Below are 19,151 nucleotides of genomic sequence, written 5' to 3'. Positions count from 1 at the left end.
TTGGCCCACACCTCAACTTAGCCCCAGACCGCCGATTACTGGCCAGGCCTCAAAACATGCACCACTCCCGCGCCAGCGGGTTCGTACTCGTCCCAAACCCAGACCCCGCCGCATTCTATACTGCTAAAGCGGTCAAAGCCTCGACGCTCCACCTTCACCCCCAAGCGCCCACCCCCCACCTCTGGTCCCCGCGTGATCTGCAAGCTGGACGCCGCGCCTTGTTCGCGGCAGCGCGAAGGTTCAGGTCTTGGGAATGCAAACGGGGTAACAAGGTCATGGTCACGCGTCGCGCTTTCGTGTCGGGTTCGCTCAACGCCGTGACGGCGTCTGCCCTGCCAGTGCGGGCGCTGGCGGCCGCGCAGGGGACGGTGGAGGTGGCCTATATCAACGCCGCGGTCTGGACCGGCGTAGGGCCCGACGTGCGCAGCGATGCCATCGGCGTGGCCGGGGGCCATGTCGTGGCGATCGGGCGCGAGGCGGTGCGGGCGCGGTCTGGTCCACGCACCCGCATGGTCGATCTGCAGGGCGCCTTCGTCACGCCCGGGCTGGTTGATTGCCACACCCATTTCACCATCGGTTCGCTGGCGCTAACCCAGCCGTCGCTGCGCAATGCGGCCAGCCCCGATGAATTCGTGGCGCAGATCGCCAAGGCGGCGCGGGCGCTGCCCAAGGGCGAATGGCTGGAAGGGGGCAACTGGGACCAGGATCGCTGGGGCGGCACGCTGCCCACGCGGCAATGGATTGATGCCGTCACGCCAGACACGCCGGTGGCGGTGATCCGCTATGACCTGCACATGATCTTGTGCAATTCGCTGGCGCTCAAGCTGGCGGGGATCGACCGCAACACGCCCGATGTGCCGGGCGGGGTGATCGTACGCGACGCGCAAGGGGAGCCGACCGGGATCGTCAAGGACGCCGCCAAGGACCTCGTGCTGCGCGCCATTGCCCAGCCCAGCCCGGCGCGGCTCGACACGGCGGTGCGTGCCGGGATCGCCCTGGGGTTGAGCAAGGGCGTGACCGAAGTGCACGTGCCCGATCTCGATTGGTCGACCTATGAAATTACCCACCGGCTGCGGTCGCAGGGCGAAACCGGCATGCGGTTCTATCAGTTTACGCCGCTGAAAGACTGGGAGCGCATGGCCCGGATCGTGGCCGAGGAAGGCCGCGGCGACGACTGGGTGCGCTGGGGCGCGTGCAAGGTGGTGTTCGACGGCTCGCTGGGGTCGCGCACCGCGCTGATGTATCTGCCCTATCAGGACGAGTCCGGCGCGCATGGCATCGTGGTGACCGATCCCAAGGATCTGGCGGCGTGGATGACGGGCGCGGACAAGGCCGGCCTGCAGGTGACCGCCCATGCCATCGGCGATGAAGCCAATGACATCGTGCTCGATACCATGGCGGCGGTGACCAAGGCCAATGGCGCGCGCGACCGGCGCTTTCGCATCGAACACGCCCAGCACTTGCGCGAAGAAGCGATCGGACGCTTTGCCCGCCAGGGGGTGATCGCCTCGATGCAGCCCTATCACGCCATCGACGATGGCCGCTGGGCCGTGCGGCGGATCGGGCCGGAGCGGTTGCGCACCAGCTTTGCCGTGGGCTCGATGGTGCGCAGCGGCGCGCATGTCTGCTTCGGGTCTGACTGGCCGGTGGCGCCGCTCGATCCGCTGACCGGCATCTATGCCGCAGTGATGCGCGAGACGATCGATGGCAAGAATCCCCAGGGCTGGTATCCCGAGCAGCGGATCACCATGGCCCAGGCGCTGCGCGGCTATACCCGCGAGGCCGCCTATGCCGGCAAGGTGGAGCATCTGCGCGGCGTGATCATGCCCGGCATGCAGGCCGATTTCGCGGTATTCGACCGTGACCTGTTCCGCATCGATCCCGAAACCATCGAGCAGGCGAAAGTCATCCGCACGGTGGTTGGCGGGGTAGAGCGCTTTACCGCCTGATCGGCCCGCCCCGGCGCAGCGCCCAGGCAATGGGCGCCACGCTGGCGGTGAGGCCAAGCGCGGCGGCGACGTCTTCCCAGCCGTCGCCCGCCAACCCGGCGATCATGCCAGCCAGCGAAACGACCGCGATGATTGCCACCGGCACCAGGGGATGTGCCTGCTTCATGCCGCGCGCGCCTTGCGGGCCGGGCGGGGTTTGCCCAGCCACAGGTAGAGCCCGCTGCCCAGCACGACGATGGTCACCACGTCGAGCAGCGCCCAGAGAATTTTCATGGCCAGCCCCCCGTAGTCGCCAAAGTGCAGCGGTTGCGCCAGCAGCAGGCCTTTCATGTACCACGGCATCGGCGCCACGCCATCGACCTGGCCGGTGCGCGCATCGACCATCACCGGGGTGAGCAGTTTGGCGGTAAGCGGGGTGGCGCCCTTGAGATAGACCGCGATGTGATCATGGCTGCTGAAAGCAGCGCCGGGAAAGGCCACGAACTGCACCGTCATCCCCGGCACGGCGGCCTGCGCATGGCGCAGCGCCAGCGCGGCAATGCCGGGTCGATAGGGCACGATCGGCCCCGTGCTGTCATGCGCCAGGCGGGCCAGGGCATCGCCGCGCCACCAGGCGGTGATCGGATCGGCCAGGGTATTGATCGTGCCGGTCAGGCCCACGACCATGGCCCAGGCGAGCGTGACGCCGCCGATCACGTTGTGCCAATCGAGCCAGCGCAGGCGGTTGGACTTGCCCCGGCGCACCGTGGCAAAGCCCGGCTTGCGCGCGAAGGGCGCATAGAGCACCACGCCCGAAACCAGCGCCAGGGCAAAGCACAGGCCCATCGCGCCCAGGAAATATTCGCCCACTTTGCCCAGCAGCAGATCCTTGTGCAGATCGAGTACCGTATCCATCACGCAATGGCCGGGTGCATCGCCATGGGGCGGTGCGGCAGTGCGCAAGTCGATCGGGTTGAATTGCATCGCCGCTTCGGGCGCATCGCCGGTCGGGCCGGTGGTGAGGTTGATCACCGGGCGATCTTCATCGAAACTCAGGTAGATCGGCACGTTGCCGGGATGGCGCGCCAGCGCGGCCGCCATGGCGCGATCAACCGGCAGCAGGTCGGCCGCGCTCCAGCGTTCGGGCCGGGTCGATTTTGACAGGCCGTCGATCTCGTCATGAAAGATGAGCGGCAGGCCAGTCAGCGTCAGGATCAGCAGGAACAGCGTGCAGGTGAGGCTGGACCAGGTGTGCACTTTGCTCCAGGCGCGCAGTGTCGCGGGCTTCATGGCGCGGTGTCCTGCCACCACGGTGCAACCGCCGCCTGGCCATCGCGGGCCAGGGTGCGGCCATCGAACGCGATGCCGCCGCGCATGATGAGCGCGATGGCGCGGGCATTGGCAATGTCGGTGCGTGGATCGGCATCGAGCACGACGAGATCGGCCAGCTTGCCGGGCGTGATGCTGCCCAGGTCATCCGGGCGGCCGATGATCCGGGCGTTGTCGATCGTCGCCATTTCCAGCGCTTCCAACGGGGTCGCGCCGCCGGCCACGAAGGCGCCCATTTCCCAATGCACGCCGATGCCCTGCATTTCCCCATGGCTGCCTACGCCAACCAGGCCGCCGGCGCGACGCAGGCGCACGGCATCCCGGGCAAAGCGCTGCCAGGTCTGCCAGGGTGCGGCGGTCCAGTGCCGATCGCGCAGCCGGGCCGCCAGCGCGAACGGCGGGGTAAAGCGCGTGAGCCGCGCATCGTCTTGCGGGGCGTGGTTTTCGATTTCGTCGAACAGCAGCGGCGCGCCGCCGTAAAGCACGGTGATCGTGGGGGTGTAGGCGATCTGGCTGACCACGAACAGGCGCACCACGTCGTCATGGATCGGGGTGATGGGCAGGTTGTGCTCGTTGCCGGAAAAGCCGTCGATCGCGTGGGTCAGCTCCAGCACATAGTCGGCTGCGCCCTCGGTCGTGGGCATCATGCCCAGCCTGCGCGCGGCATTGGCCATGGCCTGCCGGGCGGCGCGGTCGCCGATCATGTAGCTCTTGATGTTGCGCGTGCGATAGGCATCCCGATAGCGGGTGAGCACATCCTGCGCGACACCTTGCGAGGTGATCGCGCTGTTGACGAAGACGCCCGGCCCGGTGCTGAACAGGCGCGGCCCGGTCGACAGCCCGGCGTCCATGCGATCGGCATAGGCAAAGATATCGGGCGTGAATGGCTGCACTTCCAGCACGGAAGTGACGCCATAGGCGAGCAGCGCGGGAAATTCCCAGTGCGTGCCATCGTGGATGTTGCGCGGAATGGGGAAGAAGTGGGCATGCGCGTCGATCAGGCCCGGGATGATGAACTTGCCCGCCAGATCGCGCACTTGCGCCCCGGCGGGAACCGGCACGGCGCCGCGCGGGCCGATCGCGGCAATACGGTCGCCCATGATCACCACATCGGCATCGGCGATGACGGCACTGTGGTCCATGGTCAAAACCGTGGCGCCGCGCAGCACCTGCGGCACAGCGGGCAGCGCGCGGGGTACCTGCACCGAGAGATCGCGCGGGGTGGCGGTGCTTTCGGGATCGGCGGCGGTGAGTGCCGCAGGCGCGGCATGGCGCCAGAACGGCCCGGTGGTCCACGACAGGCCGTCGCCATCCCAGCGCATGGTATCGGCGCCGATGCGGGTGATCTGGCGCTGCGCCGCGCTGGCATCGGCCAGGTTCACCGGCTGGTCCGTGGCGGGCAGGGGCAGCACGTGCAATTCGAACGCGGTGCGCGCGGCGAGCCAGCGACCATCAGGCGACAGGCGCAGTTCGTCGACCGGGCGCGGTTCCTTGACATATTGCCCGGCCGCGCGGGCGACGATGCGGGCGCGGGGGCGCAGGGTGCCATCTGCTTCCACGCGGGCGAGGGCGTCGCCGCTGTTGACCCACCAACTGCTATCGTCGGTCTGCTGCAGCTGCTTGAGGCCGGCGCCGTGCGCGATCACGCGCGGCGTGCTGCCATCCCGGCCCAACGCGACCACGTCTGCCGGCCAGGCGGGATCGAGTTCGTTGGGCGCGTGCAACCGGTCGAACTGCGCGGCGCGCAGGGCCACCACGCCGCTGCCATCGCGGCTCCAGCGCGGTTCGGACCAATAGGCGCCTTGCGGTCCCAGCGCGTGGGGCGTGCCACCTTGGGCGGGAATGGTCCACACGCCGCCGCCCGTTTCCGCGCTCCAGCGCACGAAAGCCAGGGTCTGCCCATCGGGCGACCAGGCGGGCTGGAACGCATTGCCGGCAAACAATGCGCGCGGGGCGCCACCGGCGCGGTCGGCGAGATAGAGCGTGCCCAGCGCGGTAAAGGCAATCGCCTTGCCATCAGGAGACAGCGCCGCGCCTTCGGCCAGATGGCTGCGCACCGTGGGGCCGTCTTCGACGCGCTGCCGCACGCGGCTTGGCGGGGCGAGCGTCAGGTCGACCGGTGCCGTGAACGGGATCGGGGTTTGCGCGCCGCTGGCCAGGTCGATCCGCACAAAACCGCCGTTCTTGGCCAGGATCAGCGCGCGGCCATCGGGGGTAAAGCGATAACCGGGGGTGAGGTCGTAGTAATAGCCGCCTTCCTGCCCATCGTGGTCGATCGGCCAGGCAATCCAGCGGTCTTCGCCCGTGGCCAGGTTGCGCAGGCGCAGGCCGGTCTCGCTGGTGGCAGGCGTGGTGCCATCGCGCCGCGCAGCATAGGCCAGCAACTGGCCATCGGGCGAAAGCACTGGCCGCATGCCGTCCGGCACCACGGTTTCCACCGCGCTTGTAGCCAGATCCTGCCGCACGATGGACCAGGTGGGCGGGTCCTTCTCGGTCCAGGTGTGGCCGCGCTTGGTGGCATACCACACCGCCTTGCCATCGGGCGAAGGCGCCGCGCCCAGGGCGTTAACGCGCTCGTCCCAGCCTTCGTTGCCGCTGGGTTGCGCCTTGACCAGCACGTGCGCCGCGCCGCCGTCGAGCGGCACGCGCCACAGCTCGAATGCGAGGACGGCATGGACCGCGCGGCTGACATAGACGCTGCGGCCATCGGGCGCCCATGCCGGAGAGGTCATGAGCACGAGCGACGTTTCGTGCGTCAATTGGCGTGCGCCGCTACCATCGCTGCGCGCGACCCACAGGTTGGTCACGCCCGAGCGATCGGAAATGAACGCAATCCATTGCCCATCGGGAGAGGGCACCGGATTGCGTTCGAACGGCGTGCCGGTGAGCACCGCTTGCGCCGTGCCGCCGCCGGCCGGCATGCGATAGATATCACCCAGGATATCGAACCACAGCCAGGCGCCGTCGAGCGAGAGCGCTGGCTGCGCCCAGGTCGCTTCGTGGGCCTGATAGGCCAGATGCCGGGGCGGCTCAGCATGAGCGGCCCCGGCGGCCAGCGCCAGTACCAGGGAAAGAACCGGCGCGGCCTGGCGCATCAGAGCGACCAGTCGGCCCGCAGGCCCAGCGTGCGTGGGCGAACGATCGAGCCGGCGGGCACCGCCTGCGACGTGAAGGGCGCGTTGAGAATGCCGAACTTGTCGAACACGTTGTTGGCAAACACCATGACCCGCAGCTTTTCGCCCACGGTCACGCTGGCGCGCAGATCGAAGATGTTGAAATTGCCGCGCGTGGCCGTGTTGCCAAACGCGACCGGGGCCGACGACAGGTAGCGATGCGCCACTTCGAACGAAGGCTTGAACGCCACGTCGGCAAAGTCGAACTTGAGGTTGTTGGCCACCGACCAGCGCGACGATCCGGGCAGGACCGAGCCCGAGGCATAGCCGCCGCCCACGGCAAAGGTATCGGGCAGGAACGCGGTGAGGCGCGCGTCCTGGACCGTGGCGCTGGTGCTGAAGCTGGCAAAGCGCGCCAGTTGCGCCGTGGCGGACAATTCAACGCCGCTGATATTGGCGCTGCCGGCGTTGGAGACATAGGAATAGTATGACGGCGCCGGGCCAAACAGGCGTGCCTGAATGCCTTTCCAGTCGATATTGAACACCGTCGCCTCGACATAGAGGCGGTTGTCGAGCGCGTGGAATTTCACGCCCATTTCATAGTTCTTCACCCGGTCGCTGTTGTACTTGACCGGGATAGTCGGCAGCAGGCCGGCATTGGGGTTGATCCCGCCCACGCGATAGCCTTCCGAATAGGTGGCGTAGGCCAGGAAATCCTTGGTTGGCCGCGCCGTGATCGTCACCTTGGGGGTGAAGCCGTCTTCCTTGTTGGAGACGTAGCCCTTGGCGTCCGTGGGGTTGTAGCCACCCGGGTAGCCGCCCAGCGCGCCCGCCTGGTTGACGACGGTGGCGTTGTAGCGGTTCCAGAAATAGCGGCCGCCCACGGTGATCTCGATATCGTGGCGCGGGGCATAGGTCAGTTCGCCAAAGACGCCCACGTCCTGGTTATAGGTGTCAGACAGGTAGCCATAGAGGCGGTCGCCGGGGGTCAGCACGCTGCCGGCATAGCCGCCGAACAGCGCGGGATTGGCGTCGATGTAGGCCGCCGCCCCATTCTGGAAGATCTGGTCGTAGCTATGCTTGCGCGCTTCCATATAGCTCGCGCCGATCAGGTAGCGCAGCGGGGTATTGCCCTTGGAGGCAAGGCGCACTTCCGCCGTCTTGATATTGGCATTGGCATTGCCGGCCGAATAGGCCGCACCCGATCCCGTGGTCACGCCGGTGACGTAGTAATAGGGATAGGAAAACTGGGTGAAATTGTGCTTCTCGATAACCGAGCCGATCGCGGTCAACTCAGCGCCGCCCAGGTCCTGGTCCAGGCGCAGCGAGTTCATCCAGAAGCGCGTGCGCTGCGGCTCGGCCCGTGCGGTGTTGCGGATGTAGGGGTGATCGAGATCGAGGTAGGTCTGGTCTTCCAGGTAGGTATCCTGCCACGATGACAGATAGCTGATCTTGGTCGCGGCCGTGGGCGTAAACACCACCGAACCGCGCAGGCCGCGCGTGCGGAAATCGTTGCTGCCATTCACCCCGGTGCCGGGATTGTCGAGATAGCCCGCGTCAAAGCGCTGCAGCGCGACCAGGCGCACCGCCAGCTTGTCGGTCACCAGCGGCACGTTGATCATGGCCTTGGCGGCATAGTTCGCTTCGCCATGGCTGTTCTTGGTGGTGCCGACCAGACCCGATGCGGCGGCATCGATCTTGGTCGGATCGGCCAGGTTCACCACATAGTTGACGAGGCCGCCCAAGGTGGAGGAACCGAACAGCGTGCCCTGCGGGCCGCGCAGCACTTCCACCCGGTTGAGATCGAATGTGTCGACATCGGGGATGGCGATGGGAAAGCCCGGTTCAACCAGCGGCACTTCGTTGAGGTAATAGCCGACCGTGGTCTGGCCCTGTTCGTGATAGGTCGTCGCCGCGATCCCGCGGATCACCACCTCGGAAATGCCAGGCTGATAATCGTTGAACACCACGCCGGGCAGGCGGGCGATGTAATCGCCCAGGCTCTGCGCGTTGGCGGCGGCCAGATCCTTGCCCGAGACGGCGCTGGCGGCGATCGGCGTCTGGTCGAGCGCCACGGCGCGCTTGGTCGCGGTGACGACGATGCTGCCGGCGCTTTCCGCCGCCGGTTCATCTGCGGCCAGGGCCGGCTGGGCAGCGAATGCCAGCGCGGAAACGCCGGCCAGGCAGGCAAGATGCAGTGTGGTCCTCATGGTACTTCCCCTGTGCATGTCATGGATCGCCCGGTTCGGCTATCCTGCGGTTTCGTCCCTGTGTGCCGCTGCATGGGCCTGCAGGCGGTCGTCGTTGAGCCGCTGCATCCACCCGGCAAGCACCGGATCGGGATGGGCGGCGATGATTTCGCGCAGTTCGGGCAGGTCTTCCTCCTGGCCCAGCTTGAACCGCGCATCGGTGGCGGTGACGGTGGCGCGAAAGCCGATGATCCGCGCCATCAGGTGGGGCAGGCGCGCGCCGGCTTCTTCCATCTGCCAGGGCCGTTGCTGGTCCGCTTCGACATGGCTGGTCAGTCGGCGCACGGCGGGCATGGTGCCATCCTCGTCGAACGTTACGCGCACCGCGAAGGCGGCGACGGCAAAGTTCCAGGTGGGGGCCCAGTGCGGCTTGGTCACCAGCGCGGGCGAGACATAGCCTTGTGGTCCCATGACCAGCACGTGCGCGCGCGGATCGGCCTGCAAGGCGGCGACCTGCGCGTTGCGGCGCGAGCAATGGCCGATCAGCGCCGTCACCTCGCCGCTGTCGTCCAGTTCAGCCACCAGCGGCAGGGGCGTCGCGAAAAAGCCGGCCTCGCCATGGTTGACGAGCCATGCCAGCGGATAGTCCGCCACGAGCCGGGCCAGATCGGCAGGGGTGCCAGAAGGAAAGTCCATGGCCGCCATCTTGCCGCTTCCCTGGCCCGGCAAAAGTGCCAGATCCGCAATTTGTCGGGGGCCAATACGCCGGGCTCAACCCCGGCCCAGTGCACCCAGCACGCGCACCGCCTGTACCGTGCGTTCCGCGGCATGGCTGGCAAAGCCCAGGCGCAGGCCATGGGGGGCATTCTCGGCCAGGCGATAGGATGCCGATTGGGCAAAGGTGATGCCCGCCGCGCCTGCGCCTTCCTCGATCCGGGCGAGCGCGGCAAGATCCTGAAATTCCAGCCACATTGCCAAGCCGCCGGCGGGCAGGCGGGCGCTGACCAGATCGCCCAGTTCATCCTGCACGGCCTGGGCCAGCGCATCCCGGCGCTGGCCATAGATGCGCGTGGCCTTGCGCGCGTGGCGGCGCACTTCGCCTTCCTCGAACAGCATGGCCACGGCATCCTCGGTCAGGCTGTTGCCCATGCCATCGCCGATCGAAACCTGGTGCGCCGCCGCGGCGATCACCGGCGTTGGTGCCACGATATAACCCACGCGCAGCGCCGGCAGCAGCAGCTTGGACAACGAGCCGACATAGATCACCACATCAGGCGCATAGGCGGCCATCGGCAGCAGCGGTTGCGAGCCAAAGCGAAATTCGTGGTCGTAATCGTCCTCGATGATGGCAAAGCCGAATTGGCGGGCCAACTCCACCAGGCGCAGCCGTCGCTCCGGCGCGAGCGAAACGGTAGAGGGGAACTGGTGGTGCGGGGTAAGGAAAACCGCGCAGACCTTGCGCGTGCGACAGGCGCGCTCCACCGCGTCGACGTCGATGCCCTCGTCGTCAAGCGGTACCGGCAGCACCGGCACCCCGGCCGCCTGGAATGCGGCGACGGCGGGTTCATAGGTCAGCGCCTCGGCCAGGGCGACCGCACCGGGACGGGCGAGCAGCCGTGCGGCGAGCGCGATGCCCATCTGGCTGCCCCGCGTGACGCACACGTTTTCCGCGTCCACCACCAGCCCGCGCTCCTCGCGCAGCATGGTAGCGAGGCTCGCGCGCAGCTTGTCGCTGCCGCAGGGATCGCGATAGCCCAGCTGTTGGCGCCGCGCGGCATAGAGAGCAGCGGTGCGAAAGGCGCGCGCCAGGGCCTCGGGTGGGAACAGGCTGCCATCGGGGCTGCCCTCGTCCAGCTTGATCACCCGGCCAGGCGGCACTGCAATGGGTCGATCGGGTGGGGAGACGAAGCGATAGATCGGCCGCCGGCCGATGGGCGGACTGGCCTCGATCGCCTCGGGCCGGCTGCGGGGCAGCCGCTTGGCCACCGCTGTGCCCTTGCGCCCGGCCGCTTCCAGCCAGCCCTGCGCCATCAGTTCCTCGTAGGCCGTCACCACCGTCTTGCGATTGAAGCCCAGTTCCGCCGCCAGTTCCCGGCTGCTGGGAAGCGCCGAGCCGGGTTGCAGACGCCCACGCTCGATCTCGTGGATCAGGGCATGGGCCAGCTGCATATAGAGCGGCGTGGCCTGATCGCTGCGAATGCGCTGTTGCAAGGTAAGGGACCAGCCGCGGCGCATGGACCTGTGATGGACTCCGCAAAAGGGGTGTTGTGGGGTCCAATCGGGGTTTTGGGATTGGGGGTCAAGGGGCTTCCGTTACGGCGCTGCGCAGCACCTCCGTTCGTGCGCCTTACAAGACCTGTCCGAATGGGGTGGAGGTCCCGGCCGCCGTCAGACCTTTTCGAGCATCAGCGCGATGCCCTGGCCGACCCCGACGCACATGAATGCCAGCGCATAGCGGCCGCCGCTGTGGTGCAGTTCCTCGATGGCGGTCATGACGATCCGCGCGCCAGACATGCCCAGCGGATGACCGAGCGCGATCGCGCCGCCATTGCGGTTGACGCGCGGATCGTCGGCACGGATGCCAAGAGACCTGAGCGTGGCGATCGCCTGGCTGGCGAAGGCTTCGTTCAACTCGATCACGTCGACCTGTTCGAGCGCGATCCCGGTGATCCGGCACAATTTGCGGGCCGCCTCGATCGGGCCTGCGCCCATCACGCGCGGGGCAATGCCCGTTGCGGCCATGCCAAGTATCCGGGCGCGGGGCGTCAGGCCGTGGGTGCGGGCGGCCGCTTCGCTGGCAACCAGCATGGCCGCCGCGCCATCGTTGAGGCCCGAGGCATTGCCGGCGGTTACCGTCCCGTCGGGGCGGACGACCGGCCGGAGCTTGGCAAGCGCTTCCAGGCTGGTGGCGCGGGGGTGCTCATCGCGCGCGAAAATCGTGGGCTCGCCCTTGGGCTGGGGAATGCCGACCGGCACGATTTCCACCGCCATTCGGCCGCTGACGATCGCTGCTGCGGCCTTTTCCTGGCTGGCGAGCGCGAAAGCGTCCTGTTCCTCGCGCGTGATCTGCCACTCGTCCGCCACATTTTCACCGGTCTGCGGCATCGTGTCCACGCCATAGGCCGCGCGGAGCAGCGGGTTGATGAAGCGCCAACCCAGCGTGGTGTCCTCGATCTTCTGCCCGCGGTCGAAAGGCGTGGCTGCCTTGCCCAGCACAAACGGGGCGCGCGTCATGCTTTCGACGCCCCCTGCAATGATCAACTCGGCATCGCCGGCGCGGATCGCCTGGGCGGCCATACCGACGGCGTTGAGGCCAGAGCCGCACAGCCGGTTGATGGTAGCCCCGGGGACCGCTTCGGGCAGGCCTGCCAGCAGCACCGCCATGCGCGCGACGTTGCGGTTGTCTTCGCCCGCCTGGTTGGCACAGCCAAGCAGCACGTCGTCGATGGCTTCCCAATCCACCCCGCCGTTGCGCTCGCCAAGCGCGCGCAACGGAATGGCGGCGAGATCGTCAGCGCGGATGGTGGAGAGCGCACCGTTCAGCCTGCCGATCGGGGTGCGGATAGCGTCGCAGATAAAGGCGTGGCGCATCAGAGATCCTGGCTTGAGGACGGAGAAGACAGCGCGACCGAGAAACTGGCGCCGGTTTTTGCCCGAATTTCCTCCACTGTCACGCCAGGCGCGCATTCGACCAGGCGGAGGCCCGGCTTGGCGCAGGCGAGCACGCAGAGATCGGTGACGATCAGATCGACGCAGGCCCGGCCGGTCAGTGGCAGCGTGCAGGCCGGCAGGATCTTGTGCCCGCCGCTCTTGCTGGTGTGCTCCATCACCACGACGATGCGGCGCACGCCCGCGACGAGGTCCATCGCTCCGCCCATGCCCTTCACCATCTTGCCCGGGATGGTCCAGTTGGCGATGTCGCCGTCTTCGCTCACTTCCATCGCGCCCAGAACGGCCATGTCGATCCGGCCGCTGCGGATCATCGCAAAGCTGTCTGCGCTGGAAAAGAAGCTGGACGTGGGCAGGGTGGTGACGGTCTGCTTGCCGGCGTTGATGAGATCGGGATCGGCTTCGCCGGGATAGGGAAACGGCCCGATGCCGAGCAGGCCGTTTTCCGATTGCAGCGTCACGTCGATGCCGGCGGGAACATGGTTTGCCACCAGCGTCGGGATGCCGATGCCAAGATTGACATAGTATCCATCCTGCAACTCGCGGGCGACGCGGGCCGCCATTTCGTCGCGGGTCCAGCTCATGCCACAATCTCCGGCGCGCGGGTGGTCAGCTTTTCGATGCGCTTCTCGTTGATCGTCGACCGGACGATCCGGTCGACATAGATGCCGGGCGTGTGAATGCAGTCCGGGTCGAGCGCGCCGGCCGCGACGATCTCTTCCACTTCGACGACCGTGACCTTGCCCGCCGTCGCCATGTTGGGATTGAAGTTGCGCGCGGTTTTGCGGAACATCAGGTTTCCTTCGGGATCGGCCTTCCATGCCTTGATGATCGCCAGATCGGCACGCAGCCATGTTTCGCGGACATATTCCACGCCGTCGAAGGTTTCGATCGGCTTGCCCTCGGCCACGACCGTCCCCACTCCGGTCTTGGTATAGAACGCGGGAATGCCCGCGCCGCCCGCGCGGATGCGCTCGGCCAGCGTGCCCTGTGGCGTGAGTTCCAGTTCCAGCTCGCCGGAAAGGTATTGCTGCTCGAACAGCTTGTTCTCGCCGACATAGGACGAGATCATCTTCTTCACCTGCCGGCTTTCCAGCAGCATCCACAGGCCAAACCCGTCGGCACCGGCATTGTTCGAGATGACCGTAAGGCCGCGAACGCCGCGTGCGCGGATTTCCGGGATCAGGCTTTCCGGGTTGCCCGACAGGCCAAAGCCGCCGGACATGATCGTCATGCCGTCGAACAACAGGCCGTCCAGCGCGTCGGCGGGGCTATCGTAGAGCTTGTTCTTCATGGTTCCTCCAGCGGTGCAGACCGTGCGCCGCCCTGATGCGTGTCAGTCGGCAATCGTCAGCAGGCCTTGGCTCGACACGCCGACGGGAATGGCGGTGAGCGACCGGCCCTCGCAAGCGCCCGAGAAACAGGCGCCGGTGTCGGCGCGGAACAGTGCAAAATGCTGGCTGCACAGGATGGCGCCGCTCTGCATGAACTCGTCTGGCGCGTGGTTGAGCGGCAGCGAATAGTGCGGGCAGAGGTTGAGATAGGCGCGCACACCGCCATCCGGGATGTTGACCACGAACATCGAGAAAGCGCTGCGGCCACGGCCAAAGCGATATTCCCTGGCGGTGCCAACCGGAATGTCCGCGATGGGGCCGAGCAGGGTTCCGGGCGCCGGGGCATTGGGGCGGTATCGCCACAGGCCTGGATCATTCATCGTGCCTCTCGGGCGCGTCGGCCAGGGTGAAGGCATAGTCGATCCCGAGGCTGCCATCGGCCTGTGCCTGGGGCCGCACGATCAGCGATTGCTTCACGCCGAAGACCGCGTCGCTTGCCAGATATGGGTCACCCTCGATGAACAGATGCGTGACGAGGCGACGATAGCCTGGTGCCGTGATCATGAAGTGGATGTGGGCCGGTCGGTTCGGATGGCGGCCGAGCGCCTCAAGCAGCGCGCCGACCGGGCCATCGTCGGGGATGGGGTAGCTGACCGGCACGATCGTGGCGAAGGCAAAGCTGCCGTCCGCGGCAGTTTCAAAGCTGGCTCGCAGGTGTCCGGCAGGCTGCTGCGGGTCCTGCACGTCGTATTGCCCGTTCGGTGCGGTTTGCCACACCTCTACCAGCGCACCGGCGAGGGGGGCGCTGCGTGCCGTCGATACCGTCCCGCGCATGTGCAGCGGCGTGCCTTCTTCCGGGCGCTTGAGGATCGAAGCTCCGGCGGCAAGCACCGGCTGGCGGCCGGCATAGAACGGGCCAAAGACGGTGGACTCGCTCACGCCCTCGCCAGCAGCATGATTGAGCGCATCGACCAGCATCGAGACGCCAAGCACGTCCGAAAGCAGGATGAACTCCTGCCGCTCGGCGGTGCACATCTGCCCGGTGCGGGTGAGAAACGCGATTGCCGCTTCCCATTCGGCCTCGGTAAGGCGCGTTTCCCGGATGGCGTCGTGCAGGTGGCGCAGCACCACGGCAAGGATCTGCCGCAACCGGGCATTTGGTGCCTCGGCCATGCGGTCGATCGCGGCCGTGGTAATGGCGGCAAAGTCGGGCGTGCTCATGCGGCCTCGCTTTCGCTTGCAGCGGGTGGATCGCCGGCCCAGGCGCGGGCGATCAGGTCGCGGACCCCTGCGCGCTCCAAGGGGCGCGGGTTCCAATAGGCGTTTTCGAGCGCCTGGTCGGTTGCCACGTCGATGCCGGATTCGCGCATGCCCAGGTCGCGCAGCGCGCACGGTGCGCCAACCTGCCGAGCCAGCCGATGGAGCGCCGCAGCCGGATCGTCGTCACCCAGGGCAGAGCGGAGCATCGCCATCGCTTCGGAGATCGCCGGCGCGTTGTAGGCGAGCGCGTGGGGCAACACGATGGCGTGGGTTTCGGCATGGGGCAGATCGAAACTGCCGCCGAGCGTGTGGCACAGCTTGTGGTGCAGCGCCATGCCGACCGAACCGAGCACCATGCCGCACAGCCACGCACCATAGAGCGCCTGGCTACGCGCCGCCACGTCGGCCCCATCTGCAACGACGCGCGGCAGTGCTGCCGCCAGCGCGCGGATGCCTTCCTGCGCGATCAACTGCATCACCGGGTTGGTATCGCGGGCATAGAGCCCCTCAACTGCATGGGCGATGGCATTGATGCCGCTGGTGCCCGAGATGCCCGGCGGCAGCCCCAGCGTCAGGTCCACGTCATAGACCACGGCGTGCGGGAGGATTTCCGGCGCCCGGCGGGTGGTCTTGCGGCCTCCTGCGGTCTCGCCCAGGATCGGTGTCATCTCCGATCCGGCATAGGTGGTGGGCACGGCGATGTGGCGCACGCCGGTTCGCACGGCCAGCGCCTTGCCCAGGCCGATGGTGGAGCCGCCGCCGAACGCGACCACGCCATCGGCGCCGCATGCCGCCAATTCCGCTTCGGCGCGGGCCGTGACTTCGACCGGGGTGTGCATCGTCGCCTCGGTGAACGTGGCGACGATCGTGTTGCCAAGCGACCGGGTTGCCGCGCGTGCCTGCTCTGCCTGTTGCGGGGTGGACAGCAGCACGGCGCGACGCACGCCCTGCTGCGCCAGCACCGTGGGCAGCGAAGCCACGGTGCCGGTTCCGAAGGTGACCTGCGTTGGCAGGCCCTGATAGGTGAAGTGCCGCATCCTTGGCTCAGCGCCGGTAGAAGGGCGGGATTTGCGCGTCGACATTGACCCACACCGACTTGGCCACGGTGTATTCGCGCATCGCCTCGAAACCCATTTCACGGCCATAGCCAGAACGGCCGACGCCGCCGAAGGGTGAGCCCGGATGGACCCGCTTGTAGCTGTTGATCCACACCATGCCGGCGTGAATCTGCTTGGCGAAGCGGTGCGCGCGGGTGATGTCCTGCGTCCACAGCCCGGCGCCGAGGCCATATTCGGTGCCGTTGGCGATCGCCAGCGCCTCCTCGTCGGTGCGGAAGGTCAGCACGGTGACGAAAGGACCGAACACTTCCTCCTGCGCCACCCGGTGATCGGGCTGGGCGCGCACGATGGTCGGCTCCACAAAGCAGCCCGCCGCCAGCGCTGCATCGACAGGCGCGCGGCCGCCGGTCAGCACGTCGCCGCCCTGTTCGCGCGCGACCTCGACGAAAGACAGCACGCGCTCTTGGTGCAGCCGCGAGGTAAGCGGCCCCATTTCCGTCTGCGGATCGAGTGGATCGCCCAGCCGGATCGAGCGGGCGAGCGCCACGAACTTTTCAAGGAAAGCGTCGGCGATGGCTTCGTGCAGGATCAGCCGCGATCCGGCGATGCAGGCCTGGCCCTGATTGTGGAAGATCGCAAAGGCCGATCCACCCACTGCCGCCGGCAGATTGGCATCGGCGAAGACGATGTTCGGTCCCTTGCCGCCCAGTTCCAGCTGCACCTTCTTGAGGTTGGTGGCCGATGCCTCGACGATCCGCCGACCGGTGGCGGTAGAGCCCGTGAACGCGACCTTGCCGATGCCGGGATGTTCGGCAATGCGCTGGCCCGCGTCGTGGCCGTAGCCGGTGACGATGTTGATCACGCCGTCCGGAAAGCCGACCTGCTGCATCAGCTCGCCAATCCGCAAGGTGGACAGCGGCGTGATTTCCGATGGCTTGATCACCACCGTGTTGCCCGCCGCGAGCGCGGGGCCCAGCTTCCAACTGGTGAACATCAACGGGAAGTTCCACGGCACGATCGCGCCGACCACGCCGATCGGTTCGCGCTCGACATAGTTGAGGAAGCCCGCATCGACCGGCACGACAGAACCTTCCAGCTTGTCTGCCATGCCGCCGAAATATCGGAAGCACAGCACCGTGCGCGGCACGTCGAGCGACAGGCAATCGCGGATCGGGTGGCCGGTATCGAGCGCTTCGAGCCGCGCAAGGTTGGCAGTATCTGCCTCGATCGCGTCGGCCAGCTTGAGCAGCAGGCGCCCGCGATCGTGTGCAGCCAGCGCCCGCCAGGCCGGGAAGGCGCGCGCGGCCGCTTCGACCGCGCGATCCACATCGGTGGCCGTGGCGATGGCGACTTCGGCGAGGGTCTCGCCGTCAAAGGGATTGGCCACGGTGATCGTGCCGCCATCGGCACCATCGCACCATTTTCCGTCGATCAGCAGCTTGGTCGGGAAAGCGGGAAGGGGATCGATCCGCGCCATGGTCAGAACTGCACCGGCGTGACGGGGGCGGTGCCCTCGGCAATCATCTGCGGGATCTTGGCGGCGCCGTTTTCCCAGACGAGCAGCATCGAGCGCTTGGTCGAATAGCCCTGGTGGCGGATATCGGCAGGCATGCAGCAGATGTCGCCGGCACGGGCCAGCACGCGGGCGCGCGGCTTGCCGGTTTCCTTGTCCTTCACGTCCCAGGTGATCTCGTCGGAAAGCTGCAGGAACCACTCGCAGCGATCGTTGCCATGTTCGACCGGCAGGATGAACTCCTCCGACGTGGGGCAGAACAGGCTATCGCCCACCACCGAGCAGACACTGGGGTTCCAGGTCACGTCAGAGCGGGACAGGTAACCAAACAGGTTATAGGCGCTCACCTCGTGCTCGAAACCGGGCTCGGCGTCGACCACCGGCTGGTCTTGCGGCACATCGGCGAACTGGCGGTTTACCGGGAAGCCGGCGGTATCGGTGCGCAGCGGTGTGTCGCCGGGCAGGCCGACCATGCGGTGCGCGGTCACGCGCTGGCGGGTGATGGCGGCGTCGTTGGCGCCGTGCTTCACACCCCAGGGAACGCCGGTTTCCATCGGCGCGGCAAACGGGTCATAGCCCGCCACCGTCCAGTCAGAGAGCAGTTCCTTGAACGTCGCCATCAGCGCGGCCGACTGGAAACGCTCGGAATAGTCGCGGCCGGCGCTGCGGTAGGCATCGTTGAAGCGCCCGGCGAACATCGTCACTTCGCCATAGTGGTTGATGGTGCCGAACACCGCGTCGAAGTTCACCACGCCATAGAAGAAGCCCCAGGCGACATCGCGCATCATTGCCCGCAGGAACACGTCGATCGGGATGATGTGGGTTCCGCCCGGCCACGAGAGGTGGGCGAAATACTCGTCACGCTTGAAGTGGAAGCCGCCGGCGCGGAAGGCGCGGAACCCGGTCTGGTTGCTGATTTCCAGCGTTTCGGTGTCGGTGCTGGCGGTGCTGGTGGTGGGCGCAGCCTGGGCGTCGAGCGATAGCGACATGGCCATGGAATTTCTCCTGAAAGGGTCGGGAAAGGCGCGGCGCGATCAGGCCGTGGTCTGGCAGATCTCCGCCCATTTCTGGACGGTCACGTCGCCAAGGATCGTCTGCACCAGGATGACGGCGGGTTTTTCGGCATGGAAGCGATAGGCCGCCCCCACCGGCAGCAGTCCCTGGTGGCCGCGCCCGAGCACGAGGCGGCCCATCTTGCGGCCTTCGGGCATGGCGTCGGCCAGTTGCACCGCGCCCTCGTGCTCGGGATCGACATGATCATCCGGACGGGCGAGCTTGACGAGGTGGACTTCGACATCGCCATCCATGCACAGGACAAACTCGTCGTGTGCGCAGGTGTACCAGGGTGAGGTGCCTTCGGCGCGGGCAGCTTCGATGACATATTCAAAGTTGATGCCCACCGCGACACGGGCATAGGGCGCGTTGGTCTTTGCTACCTCGAAGACGTTGGAAAACACATAGTTGCGGGGATCGTCGTTGATGATCTCGACGCCGCCCTTCTCGTAATCATCCAGCGAACCGAAGCGGGTGATGACGTCGGACATTTCCAATCTCCTGAGCGTGCCACGGCGCGTGTTCGCGCTCCAACCCTGACGGGACAGTGGCTTGGTCGAGGGCAGGCTAGGAGCGTGGCGGCCTGTCTTCCTGCACGATTCCAGCGTGCTTCGGCACGGCTTGCACAGATTCGCCCGAAAGCGCAGGCACGCCCGGTCCGGGGGCTGTACGATCGTACGGTTGGTCGCTAATCGAAATGGTGAA

At 66.9% G+C, this 19,151-nt stretch carries 16 protein-coding genes; 1 reads left to right on the top strand and 15 read right to left on the bottom strand.

Translation table 11 applies throughout. The annotated features are described in order from the left end of the window. Positions 1-275: 275 nt before the first annotated feature. Entirely contained in the window at positions 276-1,949 is a 1,674-nt protein-coding gene (locus tag ABIC78_RS11680) for an amidohydrolase (RefSeq protein ID WP_354489801.1), read from the top strand. Here ABIC78_RS11680 and ABIC78_RS11675 read toward each other — a convergent pair. From ABIC78_RS11675 to ABIC78_RS11605, 15 genes are all read right to left on the bottom strand, one after another. Further along, positions 1,939-2,115 (bottom strand): ARID/BRIGHT DNA-binding domain-containing protein, encoded by a 177-nt coding sequence (locus ABIC78_RS11675; protein ID WP_022677537.1) that lies wholly within the window; start codon positions 2,113-2,115, stop codon positions 1,939-1,941. The genes ABIC78_RS11680 and ABIC78_RS11675 overlap by 11 nt on opposite strands. Further along, positions 2,112-3,218 carry a PepSY-associated TM helix domain-containing protein gene (locus tag ABIC78_RS11670; protein ID WP_354489799.1) on the bottom strand — a complete coding sequence of 369 codons (1,107 nt, stop codon included), beginning with the start codon at positions 3,216-3,218 and terminating at the stop codon, positions 2,112-2,114. The genes ABIC78_RS11675 and ABIC78_RS11670 overlap by 4 nt, the downstream gene beginning before the upstream one ends. Next, complete coding sequence (locus ABIC78_RS11665; RefSeq protein WP_354489797.1) at positions 3,215-6,352, bottom strand: amidohydrolase family protein; 3,138 nt, start codon at positions 6,350-6,352, stop codon at positions 3,215-3,217. Before ABIC78_RS11665 ends, ABIC78_RS11670 begins: the two co-directional genes overlap by 4 nt. Further along, positions 6,352-8,580 (bottom strand): TonB-dependent receptor, encoded by a 2,229-nt coding sequence (locus ABIC78_RS11660; protein WP_354489795.1) that lies wholly within the window; start codon positions 8,578-8,580, stop codon positions 6,352-6,354. Before ABIC78_RS11660 ends, ABIC78_RS11665 begins: the two co-directional genes overlap by 1 nt. 39 nt (positions 8,581-8,619) lie before the next feature. Then, positions 8,620-9,255 carry an FMN-binding negative transcriptional regulator gene (locus ABIC78_RS11655; RefSeq protein WP_354489793.1) on the bottom strand — a complete coding sequence of 212 codons (636 nt, stop codon included), beginning with the start codon at positions 9,253-9,255 and terminating at the stop codon, positions 8,620-8,622. A gap of 75 nt (positions 9,256-9,330) precedes the next feature. Beyond that, positions 9,331-10,770, bottom strand: a complete 1,440-nt coding sequence (gene pdxR / locus ABIC78_RS11650; RefSeq protein ID WP_354489791.1) for a MocR-like pyridoxine biosynthesis transcription factor PdxR — start codon at positions 10,768-10,770, stop codon at positions 9,331-9,333. 177 nt (positions 10,771-10,947) lie between these two features. After that, positions 10,948-12,150 (bottom strand): 3-oxoadipyl-CoA thiolase, encoded by a 1,203-nt coding sequence (gene pcaF, locus ABIC78_RS11645; RefSeq protein ID WP_354489789.1) that lies wholly within the window; start codon positions 12,148-12,150, stop codon positions 10,948-10,950. Then, positions 12,150-12,812, bottom strand: coding sequence for a 3-oxoacid CoA-transferase subunit B (locus tag ABIC78_RS11640; protein ID WP_171799709.1), 663 nt, complete (start codon positions 12,810-12,812; stop codon positions 12,150-12,152). Before ABIC78_RS11640 ends, pcaF begins: the two co-directional genes overlap by 1 nt. After that, positions 12,809-13,522 (bottom strand): CoA transferase subunit A, encoded by a 714-nt coding sequence (locus ABIC78_RS11635; protein WP_168352882.1) that lies wholly within the window; start codon positions 13,520-13,522, stop codon positions 12,809-12,811. Before ABIC78_RS11635 ends, ABIC78_RS11640 begins: the two co-directional genes overlap by 4 nt. A gap of 42 nt (positions 13,523-13,564) precedes the next feature. Next, on the bottom strand, positions 13,565-13,942 hold the full coding sequence (locus ABIC78_RS11630) for a Rieske (2Fe-2S) protein (protein ID WP_354489786.1): 378 nt from the start codon (positions 13,940-13,942) through the stop codon (positions 13,565-13,567). After that, positions 13,935-14,783 (bottom strand): dioxygenase family protein, encoded by an 849-nt coding sequence (locus ABIC78_RS11625; RefSeq protein ID WP_354489784.1) that lies wholly within the window; start codon positions 14,781-14,783, stop codon positions 13,935-13,937. Before ABIC78_RS11625 ends, ABIC78_RS11630 begins: the two co-directional genes overlap by 8 nt. Further along, positions 14,780-15,859 carry a maleylacetate reductase gene (locus ABIC78_RS11620; protein WP_354489782.1) on the bottom strand — a complete coding sequence of 360 codons (1,080 nt, stop codon included), beginning with the start codon at positions 15,857-15,859 and terminating at the stop codon, positions 14,780-14,782. Before ABIC78_RS11620 ends, ABIC78_RS11625 begins: the two co-directional genes overlap by 4 nt. 7 nt (positions 15,860-15,866) lie before the next feature. Continuing rightward, positions 15,867-17,357 (bottom strand): aldehyde dehydrogenase family protein, encoded by a 1,491-nt coding sequence (locus tag ABIC78_RS11615; RefSeq protein WP_062784848.1) that lies wholly within the window; start codon positions 17,355-17,357, stop codon positions 15,867-15,869. 2 nt (positions 17,358-17,359) lie between these two features. After that, positions 17,360-18,388 carry a hydroxyquinol 1,2-dioxygenase gene (locus ABIC78_RS11610; RefSeq protein WP_354489780.1) on the bottom strand — a complete coding sequence of 343 codons (1,029 nt, stop codon included), beginning with the start codon at positions 18,386-18,388 and terminating at the stop codon, positions 17,360-17,362. A gap of 39 nt (positions 18,389-18,427) precedes the next feature. Continuing rightward, a complete protein-coding gene (locus ABIC78_RS11605) occupies positions 18,428-18,937 on the bottom strand; it encodes a cupin domain-containing protein (RefSeq protein WP_062784844.1) in 510 nt (169 codons plus the stop codon). Between the last annotated feature and the right edge of the window lie 214 nt (positions 18,938-19,151).

This window comes from Novosphingobium sp. 1529, from assembly GCF_040544855.1.
Taxonomy (GTDB): domain Bacteria; phylum Pseudomonadota; class Alphaproteobacteria; order Sphingomonadales; family Sphingomonadaceae; genus Novosphingobium; species Novosphingobium capsulatum.
The sequence above is the reverse complement of the archived record's forward strand: the minus strand, read 5'-3'. Positions and strand labels throughout refer to the sequence as shown.